13 protein-coding genes are annotated in these 15,075 nt (G+C 71.4%); 7 read left to right on the forward strand and 6 right to left on the reverse strand.

Annotation, left to right across the window (positions count from 1 at the left end):
- Positions 1 to 78: 78 nt before the first annotated feature.
- Together AB0M27_RS30755 and AB0M27_RS30760 are read left to right on the forward strand one after the other, a co-directional pair.
- Positions 79 to 2,163 (forward strand): protein kinase, encoded by a 2,085-nt coding sequence (locus AB0M27_RS30755; protein ID WP_365726396.1) that lies wholly within the window; start codon positions 79 to 81, stop codon positions 2,161 to 2,163.
- A 79-nt stretch (positions 2,164 to 2,242) separates the two neighbouring features.
- Entirely contained in the window at positions 2,243 to 3,898 is a 1,656-nt protein-coding gene (locus AB0M27_RS30760) for a glycoside hydrolase family 13 protein (RefSeq protein ID WP_365726398.1), read from the forward strand.
- Here AB0M27_RS30760 and AB0M27_RS30765 read toward each other — a convergent pair.
- Entirely contained in the window at positions 3,895 to 4,650 is a 756-nt protein-coding gene (locus tag AB0M27_RS30765) for a DUF4142 domain-containing protein (RefSeq protein WP_365726454.1), read from the reverse strand. The two genes, AB0M27_RS30760 and AB0M27_RS30765, sit on opposite strands and share 4 nt — an antisense overlap.
- A 197-nt stretch (positions 4,651 to 4,847) precedes the next feature.
- Here AB0M27_RS30765 and AB0M27_RS30770 point away from each other — a divergent pair, with 197 nt between their 5' ends.
- Positions 4,848 to 5,558, forward strand: coding sequence for a DUF6445 family protein (locus AB0M27_RS30770; protein WP_365726400.1), 711 nt, complete (start codon positions 4,848 to 4,850; stop codon positions 5,556 to 5,558).
- A 31-nt stretch (positions 5,559 to 5,589) separates the two neighbouring features.
- On the opposite strand, the gene AB0M27_RS30775 is transcribed toward AB0M27_RS30770, so the two are convergent.
- Together AB0M27_RS30775 and ctaD are read right to left on the reverse strand one after the other, a co-directional pair.
- Positions 5,590 to 5,934: a cytochrome C oxidase subunit I gene (locus tag AB0M27_RS30775; RefSeq protein WP_365726402.1), complete on the reverse strand. Its 345-nt coding sequence runs from the start codon at positions 5,932 to 5,934 to the stop codon at positions 5,590 to 5,592.
- Positions 5,931 to 7,649: a cytochrome c oxidase subunit I gene (gene ctaD, locus AB0M27_RS30780; RefSeq protein ID WP_365726404.1), complete on the reverse strand. Its 1,719-nt coding sequence runs from the start codon at positions 7,647 to 7,649 to the stop codon at positions 5,931 to 5,933. The genes AB0M27_RS30775 and ctaD overlap by 4 nt, the downstream gene beginning before the upstream one ends.
- Positions 7,650 to 7,843: 194 nt before the next feature.
- On the opposite strand from ctaD, the gene AB0M27_RS30785 reads away from it, so the two are divergent.
- The 3 genes from AB0M27_RS30785 (at position 7,844) to AB0M27_RS30795 (ending at position 10,405) form a co-directional block, all read left to right on the forward strand.
- Positions 7,844 to 8,542 (forward strand): DUF4328 domain-containing protein, encoded by a 699-nt coding sequence (locus AB0M27_RS30785; RefSeq protein WP_365726406.1) that lies wholly within the window; start codon positions 7,844 to 7,846, stop codon positions 8,540 to 8,542.
- 146 nt (positions 8,543 to 8,688) lie between these two features.
- Entirely contained in the window at positions 8,689 to 9,354 is a 666-nt protein-coding gene (locus AB0M27_RS30790; RefSeq protein WP_365726408.1) for an SDR family NAD(P)-dependent oxidoreductase, read from the forward strand.
- 103 nt (positions 9,355 to 9,457) lie between these two features.
- Positions 9,458 to 10,405, forward strand: coding sequence for an MIP family channel protein (locus AB0M27_RS30795; protein WP_365726410.1), 948 nt, complete (start codon positions 9,458 to 9,460; stop codon positions 10,403 to 10,405).
- Between the two features lie 36 nt (positions 10,406 to 10,441).
- On the opposite strand, the gene AB0M27_RS30800 is transcribed toward AB0M27_RS30795, so the two are convergent.
- The 3 genes from AB0M27_RS30800 to AB0M27_RS30810 form a co-directional block, all read right to left on the reverse strand.
- The gene (locus AB0M27_RS30800) at positions 10,442 to 10,804 is read right to left on the reverse strand and encodes a transcriptional regulator (protein ID WP_365726412.1); all 363 of its coding nucleotides are present in this window, start codon (positions 10,802 to 10,804) and stop codon (positions 10,442 to 10,444) included.
- Complete coding sequence (locus tag AB0M27_RS30805) at positions 10,801 to 11,265, reverse strand: hypothetical protein (RefSeq protein ID WP_365726414.1); 465 nt, start codon at positions 11,263 to 11,265, stop codon at positions 10,801 to 10,803. Before AB0M27_RS30805 ends, AB0M27_RS30800 begins: the two co-directional genes overlap by 4 nt.
- 136 nt (positions 11,266 to 11,401) lie before the next feature.
- Positions 11,402 to 12,481, reverse strand: a complete 1,080-nt coding sequence (locus AB0M27_RS30810; RefSeq protein ID WP_365726415.1) for a helix-turn-helix domain-containing protein — start codon at positions 12,479 to 12,481, stop codon at positions 11,402 to 11,404.
- A gap of 286 nt (positions 12,482 to 12,767) precedes the next feature.
- Between AB0M27_RS30810 and AB0M27_RS30815 the strand changes: the two genes are divergently transcribed.
- On the forward strand, positions 12,768 to 14,957 hold the full coding sequence (locus AB0M27_RS30815; RefSeq protein WP_365726417.1) for a flotillin family protein: 2,190 nt from the start codon (positions 12,768 to 12,770) through the stop codon (positions 14,955 to 14,957).
- Positions 14,958 to 15,075: the final 118 nt, after the last annotated feature.

A 15,075-nucleotide genomic window follows, 5' to 3' on the forward strand; every position in this document is an offset into this window, starting at 1 on the left:
CGGACGACGCCCTGAACCCCCGGACGGGCCCATGATGCAATGGGGCGCGACGGAGCGGATCTCGGGGTGGAGTGCGGCGTGTTGAGCAACGGTGGGGCCGATGCGGGTAGTTTCGAGCCGCTGGAGGAGGGCGATCCGCGGACCGTGGGCGGCTACCGGCTAGTGGCCCGGCTCGGATCCGGCGGCATGGGGCGGGTCTATCTCTCGCACACCCCCGGCGGACGGGCCGTCGCGGTCAAGGTGATCCGGCCCGAACTGGCGGAGAACGCCGAGTTCCGCAAGCGGTTCCGGGCGGAAGTGGCCGCGGCGAGCCGGGTCCACGGGATCTACACGGCTCCGGTCGTGGACAGCGACACCGAGGGGGCCGTGCCGTGGTGCGCGACCGCCTACGTACCCGGGCCCTCCCTCGCCGACGCGGTGCGCGAGCACGGGCCGCTGCCCGTCGACACCGTGCTGCGGCTGATCGCCGGAGTCGCGGAGGCGCTGCAGGCGGTGCACCGCGCGGGCATCGTGCACCGGGACCTCAAACCGTCGAACGTGCTGCTCGCCGCCGACGGCCCCCGCGTGATCGACTTCGGCGTGGCCCGGGCCGCGGACGCCACCTCGCTGACGCAGAGCGGTACGGCCCTGGGCACGGTCTCCTACATGGCGCCGGAGCAGGTGCTCGGCGCGGAGGCGGCCCCCGCGGCCGACGTGTTCGCGCTGGGCCAGACCGCCGTGTTCGCGGCGACAGGCCGCGCCGCGTTCGGTGACGGGGATCCGCACGCGGTGCTGTACCGGGTGGTGCACGAGGAGCCCGACCTCGGCCGTGTGCCGCCGGAACTACGGGAGCTGGTGACCCCCTGCCTGCGCAAGCCGGCCGCCGACCGGCCCGCCGTCGAGGAGGTCATCCACTCCGTCCAGAGGATCCAGGCCTACCGCGGCGACGAGGCGCGGTCCACGTCCGGGGCGTGGCTACCGGGCGAACTGGCCGCGGGAATCAGGGCCCGGGCCGCGGGCGCGGACCAGGCTTGGGGGGCTGGGCAGGGGGGTTTCGCTTCGGGGGTTTCGGCGGGTTCGGGGGCTTCCGGGGTCCCGGGGGCGTCGGGTGCCGCCGGGACTTCGGGTGCTGTCGGGGCTTTCGGCACCGCCGGCGCGCCCTACGCTCCCGGCACCGCCGAGACGCCTGGCGCACCTCATGCGCCTGGCACCGCTCATGCGCCCGGCACTCCTGGCGCTTACCCGCCCCCCGCCGGTCCGCCCGGTTTCGGTCCGCCGACGGCCGCGGCCTACTCGCCCGCCTCTCCCACCTCGCCGACCTCTCCCACCTCTCCCTCCCATGCCGCGCTCCCCGGCCCGTTCGTCATGGGGCAGGGGTCCGCGCCGGCGGCGTACGCTCCGGTCGGCGGGGCGTGGCCGCAGGGTCCGGACGGCGCGTCGACCGCCCCGGTGTCCGCGGGCGCCAAGGGCCGTAAGGGGCGGTCCTGGCTGTTGGCCGCGGCTGCCGTCGTGCTCGTCGCCTGTGGGGCGGCCGTCACCCTGCTGTTCGTTCCGGGGAAGGGCGACAAGGGCGGGGAGCGGGCGCAGGAGGTGGCGGCGTCGCGGTCGGCCACGTCCGCCGTGCGGTCCCAGTCGCCGTCGCCGTCGGCGTCCGGTTCCCCGACCAACAGGGCCTCGAAGAAGCCGAAGGCCGGCAGGTCCGCTGTGCCGAGCGGTCCTTCGGGGTCCCCGACCGGCACGCGCACTGCGCCCTCGGCTCCGCCGGCCACCGCCGCGAGCAGCCCCGCGGCTTCGAAGGCGCCCGTCCCGGTGACGTACGCCGGGATCCGGATGACCAAGAGCCATGATCTGTACCTCGCGGACACCCCCGTGCGGTCCAAGGCGGACACCGGGACCTCCGACGAGGACCTGACCTACGCCGTCTACTCCTCGGGCGCGCTCCTCGCCCCCGGCACCACCTCAGGCAGCTCCCTCGCCCTGCTGCCCGTGGGCCGGCAGGGCAGCCTGGACGTGTGCAAGGCGGCGACCGGCTACAAGAGCTACATCTGGGTCAAGGACCTCACCGTCGGCCAGCAGATGTGCGTCATCAGCGGGACCGGTCACGTGGGCCTGGTGACCTACCGGGGTTCGTCCGGGACGACGTACGCCACGCTGGACGTGAAGGTGTGGCGCAACGCGGCCTAGGGCATGCCGACCTAAGGTTCCTTTTCCGGGCAAGCTGGACAGATTACCTGTACCGTCGTCCTGCCCGAAGGGATCCCGTATGGCAGACCGCACCCCGGACCTCTCCTCCAAGAACCCCGACTGGTGGCGCCAGGCCGTCATCTACCAGGTCTATCCCCGCAGTTTCGCCGACGCCGACGGCGACGGACTCGGCGATCTGCGCGGCATCACCCAGCGCCTGGACCACATCGCCGGCCTCGGCGTCGACGCGCTGTGGCTGAGCCCGTTCTACCCCTCGGAACTGGCCGACGGCGGCTACGACGTCGCCGACCACCGGGGCGTCGACCCCCGCCTCGGCACCCTGGACGACTTCGACGCCCTGGTCGGCGAGGCCCACCGGCTCGGTCTGAAGGTCGTCGTCGACATCGTCCCCAACCACACCTCGCGCCAGCACCCCTGGTTCCAGGAGGCCCTGCGCTCCGCGCCCGGCTCCCCGGCCCGCGAGCGCTATGTCTTCCGCCCGGGCCGCGGCGCCCACGGCGAACTCCCGCCCACCGACTGGCAGTCCGTGTTCGGCGGCAGCGCCTGGAAGCGGAGCGCGGACGGCGAGTGGTACCTGCACCTCTTCGCCCCCCAACAGCCCGATCTCAACTGGGACAACGAGGACGTCCGCGCCGACTTCCGCACCACCCTGCGCTTCTGGTCGGCCCGGGGCGTCGACGGTTTCCGGATCGACGTCGCCCACGGCCTCGCCAAGGACCTCGCCGAGCCGCTGCGGGACATCGGGAACATCGGCGCGACCGGTGAGGAGGCCCTGCCGCTCGTCCCGCCGGGCAGCCACCCGTACTGGGACCGCGACGAGGTCCACGAGATCTACCGGGACTGGCGCAAGATCTTCGACGCCTACAGCCCGGCGCGCACCGCCGTGGCCGAGGCCTGGGTCCCGGGCCCCCGCCGTGCGCTGTACGCGCGCCCCGACGAACTCGGCCAGGCCTTCAACTTCGAGTATCTGGAGACCCGTTGGGACGCCGACGAGCTCCGCCGGGTCATCACCGACGAGCTGGCCACCGCCCGGGCCGCCGGTGCCACCGCCACCTGGGTGCTGTCCAACCACGACGTCGTACGGCACGCCTCCCGCCTCATGCTTCCGCCCGGCACCGACCCGGCCGCCTGGCTGCTGTCCGGCGGCAGCGCGCCCGTGATCGACACCGCGGCCGGGCTGCGCCGGGCCCGCGCGGCGACCCTGCTGATGCTGGCGCTGCCCGGATCGTCGTACCTCTACCAGGGTGAGGAACTCGGCCTGCACGAGGTCGCCGACCTGCCCACCGAGGTGCTCCAGGACCCGATCTGGGAACAGACCGGCCATGTCCGCAAGGGCCGGGACGGCTGCCGGGTGCCGCTGCCGTGGACGACGGGCGGGCCGTCGTACGGCTTCGGGCCGGGCGCCGCCTGGCTGCCGCAGCCGTCGTCCTTCGCGGCGTACGCCGTCGAGGCGCAGACGGAGGTGGAGGGCTCGACCCTGGAGCTGTACCGCACCGCCCTGCGACTGCGCCGCAAGCTGCTGGAGGGCGAGACGCTGACCTGGACGCCGGACGCCCCCGCCGGCGTGCTGGACTTCACCCGCTCCGAGTCCTGGCGCTGCCTGGCCAACCTCTCCGGCCGGCCCGTACCGCTGCCGCCGGGGGAGGTCCTGCTGGCCAGTTGTCCGCTCGACGGTACGACCCTCCCGCCGGACACGACCGTCTGGCTGGCCTAACCCACCGTCGGGCTCGGGCTCGCCCCCGGACTCGCTCCCGTGCCGCCGTTGCTGTTGCCGGTCAGCCCGTTGATGTCGACGGGCGTCGACGTGGCGTTCGGCGGCGGGGTGAGCACCACCTCCGGCTGACCGGCGGCCGGAGGTGGCGGGGTCAGGTCGGAGTCGGGCAGCTTGGGCGGGGTGGTCTGCTGGAAGATGGTCTGGTCGAAATCGACCAGGCCGGTCTTCTCCATCACCGTCATATGGTCCAGCACGGTGTCGTTGGCCTGGTCGGCGAGGGCGCGCACCAGCGAGTTCTTGGTGGTGGACCGGATCTTCGAGATCGTGTTGAAGATCGAGCCGTGCGTCATACGCAGGATGTTGGCGAAGTCGCTGTCGAACTTCTTCCCGCTGTCCGCCTTCAGCTGGCTGACGAAGCCCTGCTGCTGGGGGCTCGGCAGGTCGGGCAGCGTGATGTTCAGCAGCGGCGCGATCTTGCGGCAGGTGGTGTCCAGGGCCGCGTGCCCGTCGACCAGGTGCTTGCTGGCCGTGATGACCGCCGGTGTGGTGCCCTTCTGCAGCCCGATCTGCCCAACCGGGTACTCCCACAGCCCGGCGGCCCGCACCTTCACCACGAAGTCCCGGTCCTGCTCGGTGAGCGGCCCCCACTGGGTGTTGGCGATGACGCGGTCCTGCGCGGTGGAGACCTTGCTCAGACCGAGCATGCCCGGGTAGGCGAGTGCCACGAGGGTCATGGCCATCGCACCGCCCACGAAGAGCGTTCCCGTCGCGTTCCGCGAAAAGCGCACCGTGCCTCCTGCCCGGTCGTGGATCCGCCCAGACGTAGGCGCAGGGCGGTTCGGACGCACAGCAGTACGGATGCGGAGCCCGTTCGTATCGGTGCGGCAGGTAAAGAAGAGTTGACCATTCCTCGGGAGAGGCGAGACGAAACGCCGAATAGATTCGCCGCATGCCCCCACAGCCACCATCGTCCCGCATGCCGGGCGGACGCCCTCCGGCTCCCGCCTCCCTCCCCGTCCTGCCCTACCGCAAGCCCACCAAGGGCCGCGACTACTGGGTCTTCGACGACGTCCTGCCCGAGGCGGACGCCGTACGGGAGCGGTGCCTGGCCAAGGACGACTGGGTCAAGGGCTACCCGTACACCTCCGAGACCTGGCCCGGCCTGCGCGCCATGCCCGGACTGGAACCCGGTGAACTCGCCCGCGTCGAAGGCCTGGTGAAGCAGGTCACCGGGGCGAAGGAGCTGTGGGTGCAGCAGGCGCCCGGCGGCGGCACCCTGAACCACAACTGCGTCCAGGTGGTCGGCGAGGGCGAGAGCGAGCCCCGTCCGCACACGGACTCCCGCGCCCTGTGCCGGTACGCCGCCGTGCTGTATCTGAATCCCGGTGTCCCCAAGAACTGCGGCACCGCCTTCTACCGCCAGTCACTGCCCGGCGGCCGGCTCGGCGGCAACATCGTCCAGGCCCCGCACAACAACCTCGTCGAGGCCCTCGGCACGAGGTTCGTCCCGGCCGACCATTTCGAGGAGGACGTCCGAGTCCCCCACAAGTACAACCGCCTCCTCCTCTACAACGCCAACCTGGTGCACAGCGCGACGGGTTACTGCGGAACCACGCTGGAGGAGAAGCGCATGACGGCGGTGTTCTTCTGGATGGCGTGACGGTCGTACGGCCTTGTGGTGACGGTTCCGGTCACAGGAGCAGCAGCAGCGTGGCCAGGGCCGTGCAGCCGGTGCACACCGCGAGGGTCAGGGCGAGGCAGCGGCGGCGCAGTTCGTCGTAGCGGTGTTCGTACTCGGCGCGCAGCGACATGCAGCGGGCCGCGATGCGTTCCAGGTCGGCCCGGGCCCTGGCCAGGCTGTCGGCGACGTACCGGCGCTCGATCTCCTCGCGTTGCGCGGTCGTCAGCCACTCCAGGGGCCCGGTGAATTCTCGTGCGCGCTGCTCCGCCTCGGCGATGCGGGCCTGCCAGAGCAGGTATCCCTCCACCTCGTTGGCGAGCGCGTCGTCGGCTCCCTGCCTCGGCAGTCCGATCACCCCTGTCCTCGGTCGGGCCGCGCCGGGACCGGGTGCTCGTGCTCCCGCATCGCGATGTCGGGGTGGTGCAGGTCGAACGCCGGGGATTCGCTGCGGATCCGGGGGAGAGTGAGGAAGTTGTGCCGCGGGGGCGGGCAGGAGGTCGCCCATTCCAGGGAGCGCCCGTAGCCCCAGGGGTCGTCCACGGCGACCGGCTTGCCGTACTTGGCCGTCTTCCACACGTTGTAGAGGAACGGCAGCATCGACAGGCCGAGCAGGAACGAGCCGATGGTGGAGAGGGTGTTCAGGGCCGTGAAGCCGTCGGCGGCCAGGTAGTCGGCGTAGCGGCGCGGCATGCCCTCGGCGCCGAGCCAGTGCTGGACCAGGAAGGTGGTGTGGAAGCCGACGAACAGCGTCCAGAAGGTGATCTTGCCGAGGCGCTCGTCCAGCATCTTGCCGGTGAACTTCGGCCACCAGAAGTGGAAGCCGGCGAACATCGCGAACACGACCGTACCGAAGACCACGTAGTGGAAGTGGGCCACCACGAAGTACGAGTCCGAGACGTGGAAGTCCATCGGCGGTGAGGCCAGGATGACACCGGTCAGGCCACCGAAGAGGAACGTGACGAGGAAGCCCGCCGCCCAGAGCATCGGGGTCTCGAAGGACAGACTGCCCTTCCACATCGTGCCGATCCAGTTGAAGAACTTCACGCCGGTCGGCACGGCGATCAGGAAGGTCATGAAGGAGAAGAAGGGCAGCAGCACACCACCGGTGACGTACATGTGGTGGGCCCACACGGTGACGGACAGGCCGGCGATGGAGATGGTCGCGGCGATCAGGCCCATGTAGCCGAACATGGGCTTGCGGGCGAACACCGGGATGATCTCGCTGATGATGCCGAAGAACGGCAGCGCGATGATGTACACCTCGGGATGGCCGAAGAACCAGAAGAGGTGCTGCCACAGCAGCGCGCCGCCATTGGCCGAGTCGTAGATGTGCGCCCCGAACTGGCGGTCCACCTCGATGGCGAACAGGGCGGCGGCCAGCACCGGGAAGGCCAGCAGGACCAGGACGGCGGTCAGCAGCACGTTCCAGCAGAAGATCGGCATGCGGAACATGGTGATACCTGGAGCGCGCATGCAGATGATCGTGGTGATGAAGTTGACCGAGCCGAGAATGGTGCCGAAACCGGAGAAGGCCAGACCCATGATCCACAGATCCGCGCCGGGACCGGGCGAGTACACGTCGCCGTGGAGCGGGGCGTAGGCGAACCAGCCGAAGTCGGCGGCGCCGTCAGGGGTGAGGAAGCCGCCCACCGCGATGAGCGAGCCGAACAGGTACAGCCAGTAGGCGAACATGTTCAGCCGTGGGAACGCCACGTCGGGCGCGCCGATCTGCAGCGGCATGATCCAGTTGGTGAAACCGGCGAACAGCGGCGTCGCGAACATCAGCAGCATCACGGTGCCGTGCATCGTGAACAGCTGGTTGAACTGCTCCTTGGAGACGATCTGCAGGCCCGGCCGGGCCAGCTCGGCGCGCATGATGAGCGCCATCACGCCACCGATCAGGAAGAACGCGAAGGACGTCGCCAGATACAGCGTGCCGATCGTCTTGTGGTCGGTGGTCGTCATCCACTTCACCACGACATTGCCGGGCTGCCTGCCCCTGACCGGCACCTCGCTCTCGTAGGCGTCCTCGGCCGCGGCGGCACCATGGGGTTCGTTGAGGATGCTCACAAGTCGTCTGTCTCCTGATGCTCGCGGTCCGCGCATGCCATGAAATCGGCTACTTGCCATCCTTTGCTGCGGGACGGCGCACGCGACATCCGACGCGCGGCCGACCGCGTGACGGATGCACCCGGACGGCGTAACGGCGCCCCTGCCCCCGGAGTCCCTGGTGGCCTGCCGCTTTCGTACGACAAGATGGCGCGATGACCGAAGAGAAAGATCAGTTTGCCGCCCACCGGATCGCCTACCGGCCCGTCCAGGTGGCCGGGCGGCTGGCTGTCGGGGGACTGCTGCTGGCCGGGCTCGCCTGGCTGGTGCGCGGGGTGTGGGAGGTACGGCTCGCCGTCGCGGGGGAGCCGGGTGACGGGCCGCCGGACCAGGGGAACGGGGTGCACCGGCCGCTCAACTCCCTGGAGGATTCGTACCACTGGGTGACCTCGGTGGGGGCCGGGCTCGCCCTGGTCTGTGCGCTGCTGTTCCTGTCCTGGCTGTGGCGGCTGCGGGACAACGCGCGGGCGCTGTCGGGGGACACGCCGAAGTACCTGGGGTTCTGGGTGTATCTCGGGTGGGTCCTGCCTGTGTTCAATCTGTGGATTCCGCGCGGGATCGTCGTCGACGCGTTCCGCAAGAGCGCTCCCGGGCGCCGGCTTCCCGGCTCCGTCAACCTGTGGTGGGCGCTGTGGCTGCTCGGGACGTTCGGCGGGGTGGGGGTCGTGTACCGCGACTCCACGGACGAGATCATCGGGCGTGCCTACAGCGAGGTGTGGCCGCTGCTCGTGTGCGATGCCGCCGTGGTGGGCGCCGCCGTCGCCGGGGCCCTGGCCGTGCGGGCCGTCACCGCCGCACAGGTGGAGCGGATCCGCGGGGCCGAGGCTCAGGTGGCCGAGGTCGAGGCCGTCTAGCCGCACCGGTTCGATCACGTCGGCCCACACGTGGTCCGCCCAGGGGTCGCCCGGGACGCCCAGGCGACGTGCCGCCACCACGTCGTTCAGTCGTCATGGCGGGGCCGGTGTGTGGCGCGGTGGCGGGTGCGGTACGGATGGTGGGCATGAGCAGTATCGCCATTGTCGGGGCCGGGCCGGGGCTGGGGGCCGCCGTCGCGCGGCGGTTCGGGCGGGAGGGGTTCGCGGTGGCCCTGTTCGCCCGGGAGCGGGAGCGGCTCGACGCGCTGGTGCGGGACCTCGACGGCAGTGGGGTGACGGCCCGCGGATTCGTCGCCGATGTGCGCAGGCCGCAGGAGCTGACCGCAGCTCTGGGGCGGGCGGCGGCCGAGGTGGGTCCCGTCGAGGTGCTGCAGTACAGCCCGGTGCCGCACCGGGACTTCATGCGGCCCGTGCTGGAGACCGGGCACCGGGATCTCATCGGGCCCATCGAGTTCTCCGTGTACGGCCCTGTCGCCGCCGTGCAGCAGGTGCTGCCGGGGATGCGCCGGCTGGGACGCGGGACGATCCTCCTCGTCAACGGCGGGACCGCCGTCGTACCGAACACCGAACGCGCCGGGACGTCCATCGCGTTCGCCGCGGAGACCGCGTACGGCCATCTGCTGCACGAGCGGCTGGCCGGCGAGGGGATCCATGTCGCGCAGCTGGTGATCCCGGGGGCGATCACTCCCGGGCACGCCCGCAAGGATCCGGCCGTGCTGGCGGAGACGCTGTGGGGCATGCACCGGGACCGGCACGGGTTCCGGCACTTCGCCGACGATCTCGACAGCTGACGGGGCACTGACACCAGCTGAGGGGCACCGTCACCCTGCGATGCGCGGTTTTGTGGGCCAATATGGCGATATTGGTCGTATCGCTCTCTTCAAAGGGACCGCCGTGGCTGTCGACATCCCCGCGATCGTCAAGCCGTCCCGGCTCAGAAGCCGGGGCGGACTGCTGGGCGAGTGCCTCGCCGAGTTCCTCGGGACCTTCGTGCTCATCTCGTTCGGCTGCGGCGTGGTCGCGACGGCGGTCGCCGCGCTGCCCGGTTCGGGCCGTGCCGCGACGCCCACGACGATCTTCCTGGCGGCCGGTGACTGGCTGCTGATCGCCTGGGGCTGGGCGTTCGCCGTCGCGTTCGGCGTGTACGTCGGCGGCGGGGTGAGCGGGGCGCATCTGAACCCGGCGGTCACGCTGGCCATGGCGGTGCGGCGCGGGTTCTCCTGGGCCAAGGTCCTGCCGTACTGGTTCTCGCAGGTCGTCGGCGCGCTCACCGGCGCGGCGCTGGTCTATCTCGTGTACCACCAGGCGATCGCCGCCTACGACCACGCCGCGCCCCCGCCGAAGGTGAACGGTCGCACGAACGCCACCTTCTCGATCTTCGCCACCTTCCCGGCGGCGTACTACCACGGCGGGATCTGGGGGCCGCTGATCGACCAGATCGTCGGTACGGCGTTCCTGCTGATGCTGATCGCCGCCGTCCTCGACGTGCGCAACCAGGCCGTGAAGGCCAACCTCGCCCCGCTGATCGTGGGCTTCGTCGTCGCCGCCATCGGTATGTCCTACGGCGCCAACGCGGGCTATGCCATCAACCCGGCCCGCGACTTCGGGCCACGCCTGCTCACCTATGCGGAGGGCTGGGGCAGCCTCGCCTTCCCGGGCGGCGTGTCCGGGGTGTACAGCGGCTACTGGTGGATTCCCATCGTCGGGCCGCTGATCGGAGGCGTGATCGGGATCCTCGTGTACGACCTCTTCATCGGTGACGTCCTGCTGGTCCGGGCGGAGCTGGCCGAGCCGCCGGAGCCGGGGCGGGCGACTGCGGTGCGCACCATCGACGAGGAGTAGGCCCCCTGCGGACAGCGGCCCTTCGGCGGCGGTGCTTCAGCTGCCGGGGGTGTCCTCCGCACCGGTACCGGTACCGGCAGCCGCGGCCCGGCGGGCCGTAGCCGCGATCTCCTCCAGCGCCGCCAGATGGCGGGCGAGCGCCCTGCGGCCGGTGAGCGTGAGCGCGGCCCAGGTGCGGGGGCGCTTGCCGAGGTGGCCCTTGCGGATGCTGACGTAGCCCGTCTTCTCCAGTGCGGAGAGGGTCTTGCTCAGCGTGGAGTCGGAGACCTGGCAGTAGTCCCGCAGCACGGCGAACTCCGCCTCGCCGCACGCCGAGAGATAGGCGGCGAGGGCGAGCCGGGTCGGGTGGTGGAATTCGCGGTCGAGAGCGGGGGGAGCGCCGCGCGCCGGGCCGGTCATACGGCGTCGGCCTGCCGGGTCGCGCGCAGGACGTAGTCCGCGCCGGACGCCAGGCCGAAGGCGATGAGCCAGCCCGTCGTTCCGTACGGGATCGCGGCCAGCAGGCCGATGGCCAGGGGGACGAAGGGCATCACCCAGGCGTACCAGGCCGGCCGGCCGGGTCCGCGGTCGCGGCTGAACCAGCGTGTCACCCCGCCGTGATGCGCGCCGAGCCAGATCAGTACGAAGAAGGCGATCAGGCACGGGAGAGCGGCGAGCAGGAGCCAGATCCCCCACTGCGGCTCCTGGTTGGCGACGCCCAGTGCGGTGAATCCGGCCGCGAAGGTCAGGCCCTGGCCCATGGCGTACCCGCGGGGCCGGTCGCGCTCGCTCGCCCTGCGCGCCGCGGTCCGTGCGGCGCAGGCGGCGGCGAGCGCGTCCCGGGCCTGCCGGGCGTCGATCGGGTCCCCCGTGCTGTTCATGTGTGCCTCCGATACGGGCAGCGAGGGGCGGGTGGTCGGGCCGCCCCGGTTGGTACCGTAAGCATGGACAGTACTTTCCATTAATGCAAGTACTTTCCGGTCCGGGTGAAATACCCGGCCCCCGACGCGACGGCGGTTACAGCGGCCGGTTCGGCCAGTCCAGGAGGCGGGCGCCGATCACGGCCGTCTGGAGCATGTAGCGGTGCGCCGGGTCGGCCGGGTCGGCGCCGGTGAGTTTGTGGATGCGTTCCAGCCGGTAGGTGAGCGCGCGGACGCTGAGGGAGAGCCGGCGGGCGGCCTCGGCGGCCACGCAGCCGGAGTCGAAGTAGGCGCCGAGCGTGTCCAGCAGGGGTACGGCTCCGCCGCGGGCCTGGGTGAGCGGGCCGAGGGTGTGCGACACCAGGTCGACCAGCGCCTGCCGGTCCCGGGCCAGCACCGGGTAGACGAGGAGGTCGGCGGCCCGCAGCACCGGCCCGGCCAGGCCGAGTCGCACGGCCATCTCCAGCGCGGCGAGGGCCTCCTCGTACGACTGCACCACCCCGCCGGCGCCGTGCTGCGGGCGGCCGATGGCGATCCGGACGCCGTCCGACGCCGCGTACGCCTGCTTGGCGAAGTGGAGGAGGATCTCGTCCTCGTCGCCGGGCGCGACACACAGCATCCGGCCGTTCTTGGTGGTCAGCAGGATGCTGCGCGAGTCGAAGCGGGCGAGCACGGCGGCCTCGACCCGGCGGGCGACCGGGCCGCCCTCGACGTATGCGGACAGCCCCTCGGCGACGGCCACCGCGTGCGCCCGGGACAGGTGCAGGCCGAAGCGTTCGGCGCGCTCGGCGAGGCGGCCCAGGTCGCTGCGGCCGTAGAGCAGGTCGTCGATGAACTCCCGGCGCGCGGCCTCCTCGCGGCGTACGGTGAGCCGCTGGGCGCGTTCGTAGCCCTCGGCGAACGCGTCGATCGCCTGCTCGACGGCGGCCAGCGTGGCCAGACTGCTCTCGGCCGAGCCGGGCGCGGCCGACCAGGCGGCGCGGGTCGCGGCCAGGTGGGCCACGATCAGCGCGCGCAGTCCGTGTCCGGCCTCGGCGGCCTGCTCGCCCAGGGTCCGGCGGGTCTTCAGCTCCTCCCTGGTCAGCCGTCGGCCGGTGGCCGAGACCTCGGCCAGTGTCCGGGTGAAGCCGTCCAGAAAGTGCTCGGACCCGTCGCGTATGTCGTACTTGTCCCCCATGCCGTTCCCGGCCCCCGTCCCCCGTGCTCCCGCGATCTTGACGCACCGGTGACGCTTTCCTAGCGCCTGTCCGGCATCCAGACCCTAGTGAACACTGCCGGACACCGGCAATGCGCGGGTGTACGCCCTGGCCGCACCATCGTCCGCGGGGAGCACTACGGAGGATCGCGGTGCCGGGCACCGGCGGATGACCGGTACTCAAGTACCGGTACGGGGGCCGGTACACGGCCGGCACCGCGATCCCGGGGGGCTCCGTACTTCATCGTCTGACGCAAGGACGTATGCCATGGAAGTCCTCGGCGTGCTCGTCGCCGCCTGTCTCGTCGTCGTGCTGCTCGCGCTGCTCGCCTTCTCCCGGTTGTACCGCAAGGTGGACCAGAGCCAGGCCCTGATCGTGTCGAAGACGCGGCGCGTCGACGTGTCCTTCACCGGGCAGGTCGTGCTGCCGATCCTGCACCGGGCCGAGGTCATGGACATCTCGGTGAAGACCATCGAGATCAGCCGCTCCGGCCGGGACGGGCTGATCTGCCGGGACAACATCCGCGCCGACATCCGGATCCTGTTCTTCGTCAAGGTCAACAAGACCGTCCAGGACGTCATCAAGGTCGCCCAGTCCGTCGGCACCGAGCGTGCCAGCCACCAGGACACGCTGCAGGAGCTGTTCCACGCGAAGTTCTCCGAGGCGCTGAAGACCGTCGGCAAGCAGATGGACTTCACCGACCTGTACACCAAGCGCGAGGAACTCCGGTACCACATCATCGAGTTGATCGGTGTCGACCTCAACGGCTACCACCTCGAGGACGCGGCGATCGACTACCTGGAGCAGACCCCGCTCTCCCAGATGGACCCGGCCAACGTCCTCGACGCCGAGGGCATCCGCAAGATCACCGAACTGACGGCGATCGAGCACGTGCGCACCAACGAGGCCCGCCGCAACGAGCAGAAGGAGATCACCCGCCAGGACGTCGACGCCCGCGAGGCCATCCTGGAGCTGGAGCGGCGGCAGGCGGACGCGGAGATCAAGCAGAAGCGGGAGATCGAGACCTCCAGGGCCCGCGAGGAGGCCGAGACCTCCCGCGTGGTGGAGGAGGAGCGGCTGCGCGCCCAGGGCGCCTTCCTGCGCACCGAGGAGCAGTTGGGGGTCCAGCGGGAGAACCAGGCCCGGGAGATCGCCGTCGCCGCGAAGAACCGCGAGCGGGTCATCGCCGTCGAGAACGAGCGCATCGAGAAGGACCGGCTGCTGGAGGTCATCGCCCGGGAGCGGGAGACCCAGCTGACGAAGATCGCCGCCGAGAAGGAGGTCGAGGCGGAGAAGCGGGAGATCGCCGAGGTCATCCGGGAGCGGGTCGCGGTGGACCGCACGGTCGCCGAGCAGGAGGAGTCCATCAAGAAGCTGCGCGTGGTCGAGGAGGCGGAGCGCGAGCGGCAGGCCCTCGTCATCGCCGCCGAGGCGGAGGCGCAGGAGAAGTTGGTCAAGGACATCAAGGCCGCGGAGGCCGCGGAGCAGGCCGCCACCCACCGCGCCGCCGAGGAACTGACCTTGGCCGAGGCCCGGTTGAAGACCGCCGACCTCGACGCCCGGGCCAAGCTGCGGCTCGCCGAGGGCGTCCAGGCCGAGGCCGCCGCCGAGGGGCTTGCCGCGGTGCAGGTCCGGGACAAGGAGGCCGAGGTCACCGTGAAGGCCGGGCGCGCGGAGGCGGAGGCCACCGAGGCACTGCTGCGCGCCGAGGCCGAGGGCACCCAGGCCAAGGCGCTCGCCGAGGCGGAGGGCGCACGCGCCAAGGGTCTCGCGGAGGCCGAGGGTGCGCGGGCGGCGGCGGAGGCCACCGAGGCGCGGCTGAAGGCCGAGGCGGAGGGTGCTCGGGCCAAGGGGCTGGCCGAGGCGGAGGGTGCCAAGGCGAAGGCGCTCGCGGAGGCCGCCTCGATCGGCGAGAAGCTGAAGGCCGAGGCCGCCGGTCTGACCGAGAAGGCCGCCGCGATGGCCGTGCTGGACGAGGCCTCGCGCGGGCACGAGGAGTACCGGCTGCGGCTGCAGGCGGAGAAGGAGATCCGGCTGGCCGGCCTGGAGACACAGCGGCAGGTGGCCGAGGCGCAGGCGACGGTGCTGGCGACCGGGCTGGAGCACGCCGATATCGACATCGTCGGCGGGGAGTCCGTCTTCTTCGACCGCCTGGTGTCCTCCATCGCCCTCGGCAAGGGCGTGGACGGCTTCGTCGCCAACTCCCGCACCGCGCAGTCCCTGGCGAAGCCCTGGCTCGACGGCACGGGCAGCTTCACCGACGACCTCTCCCGCGTCCTCGGCTCGCTCGGCTCGGCGGACGTGCGGAACCTGACGGTGTCGGCGCTGCTGATGAAGCAGATCAAGAGCGGCGGCCCGCAGGCGGGACAGCTCCAGAAACTCCTCGACCGGGCGAGCGAACTGGGCCTGTCGGACACACCGGTGACCGCACTGAACGGGAGCGGTGCGGGGAGCTGAGGCAGGGCGGGGTGGGGCCGCTCACCGGCGTCGGCAGGGTGCGCGGCGCTACCGCTGGACGACGGGCCGTTTCGCTCGCCCGCGCCGACGGGGCGTCGCTGCGCCCACCCGTGCCGCC

The sequence above is a fragment of the Streptomyces sp. NPDC052107 genome (assembly GCF_040680215.1).
Classification (GTDB): Bacteria; Actinomycetota; Actinomycetes; order Streptomycetales; family Streptomycetaceae; genus Streptomyces.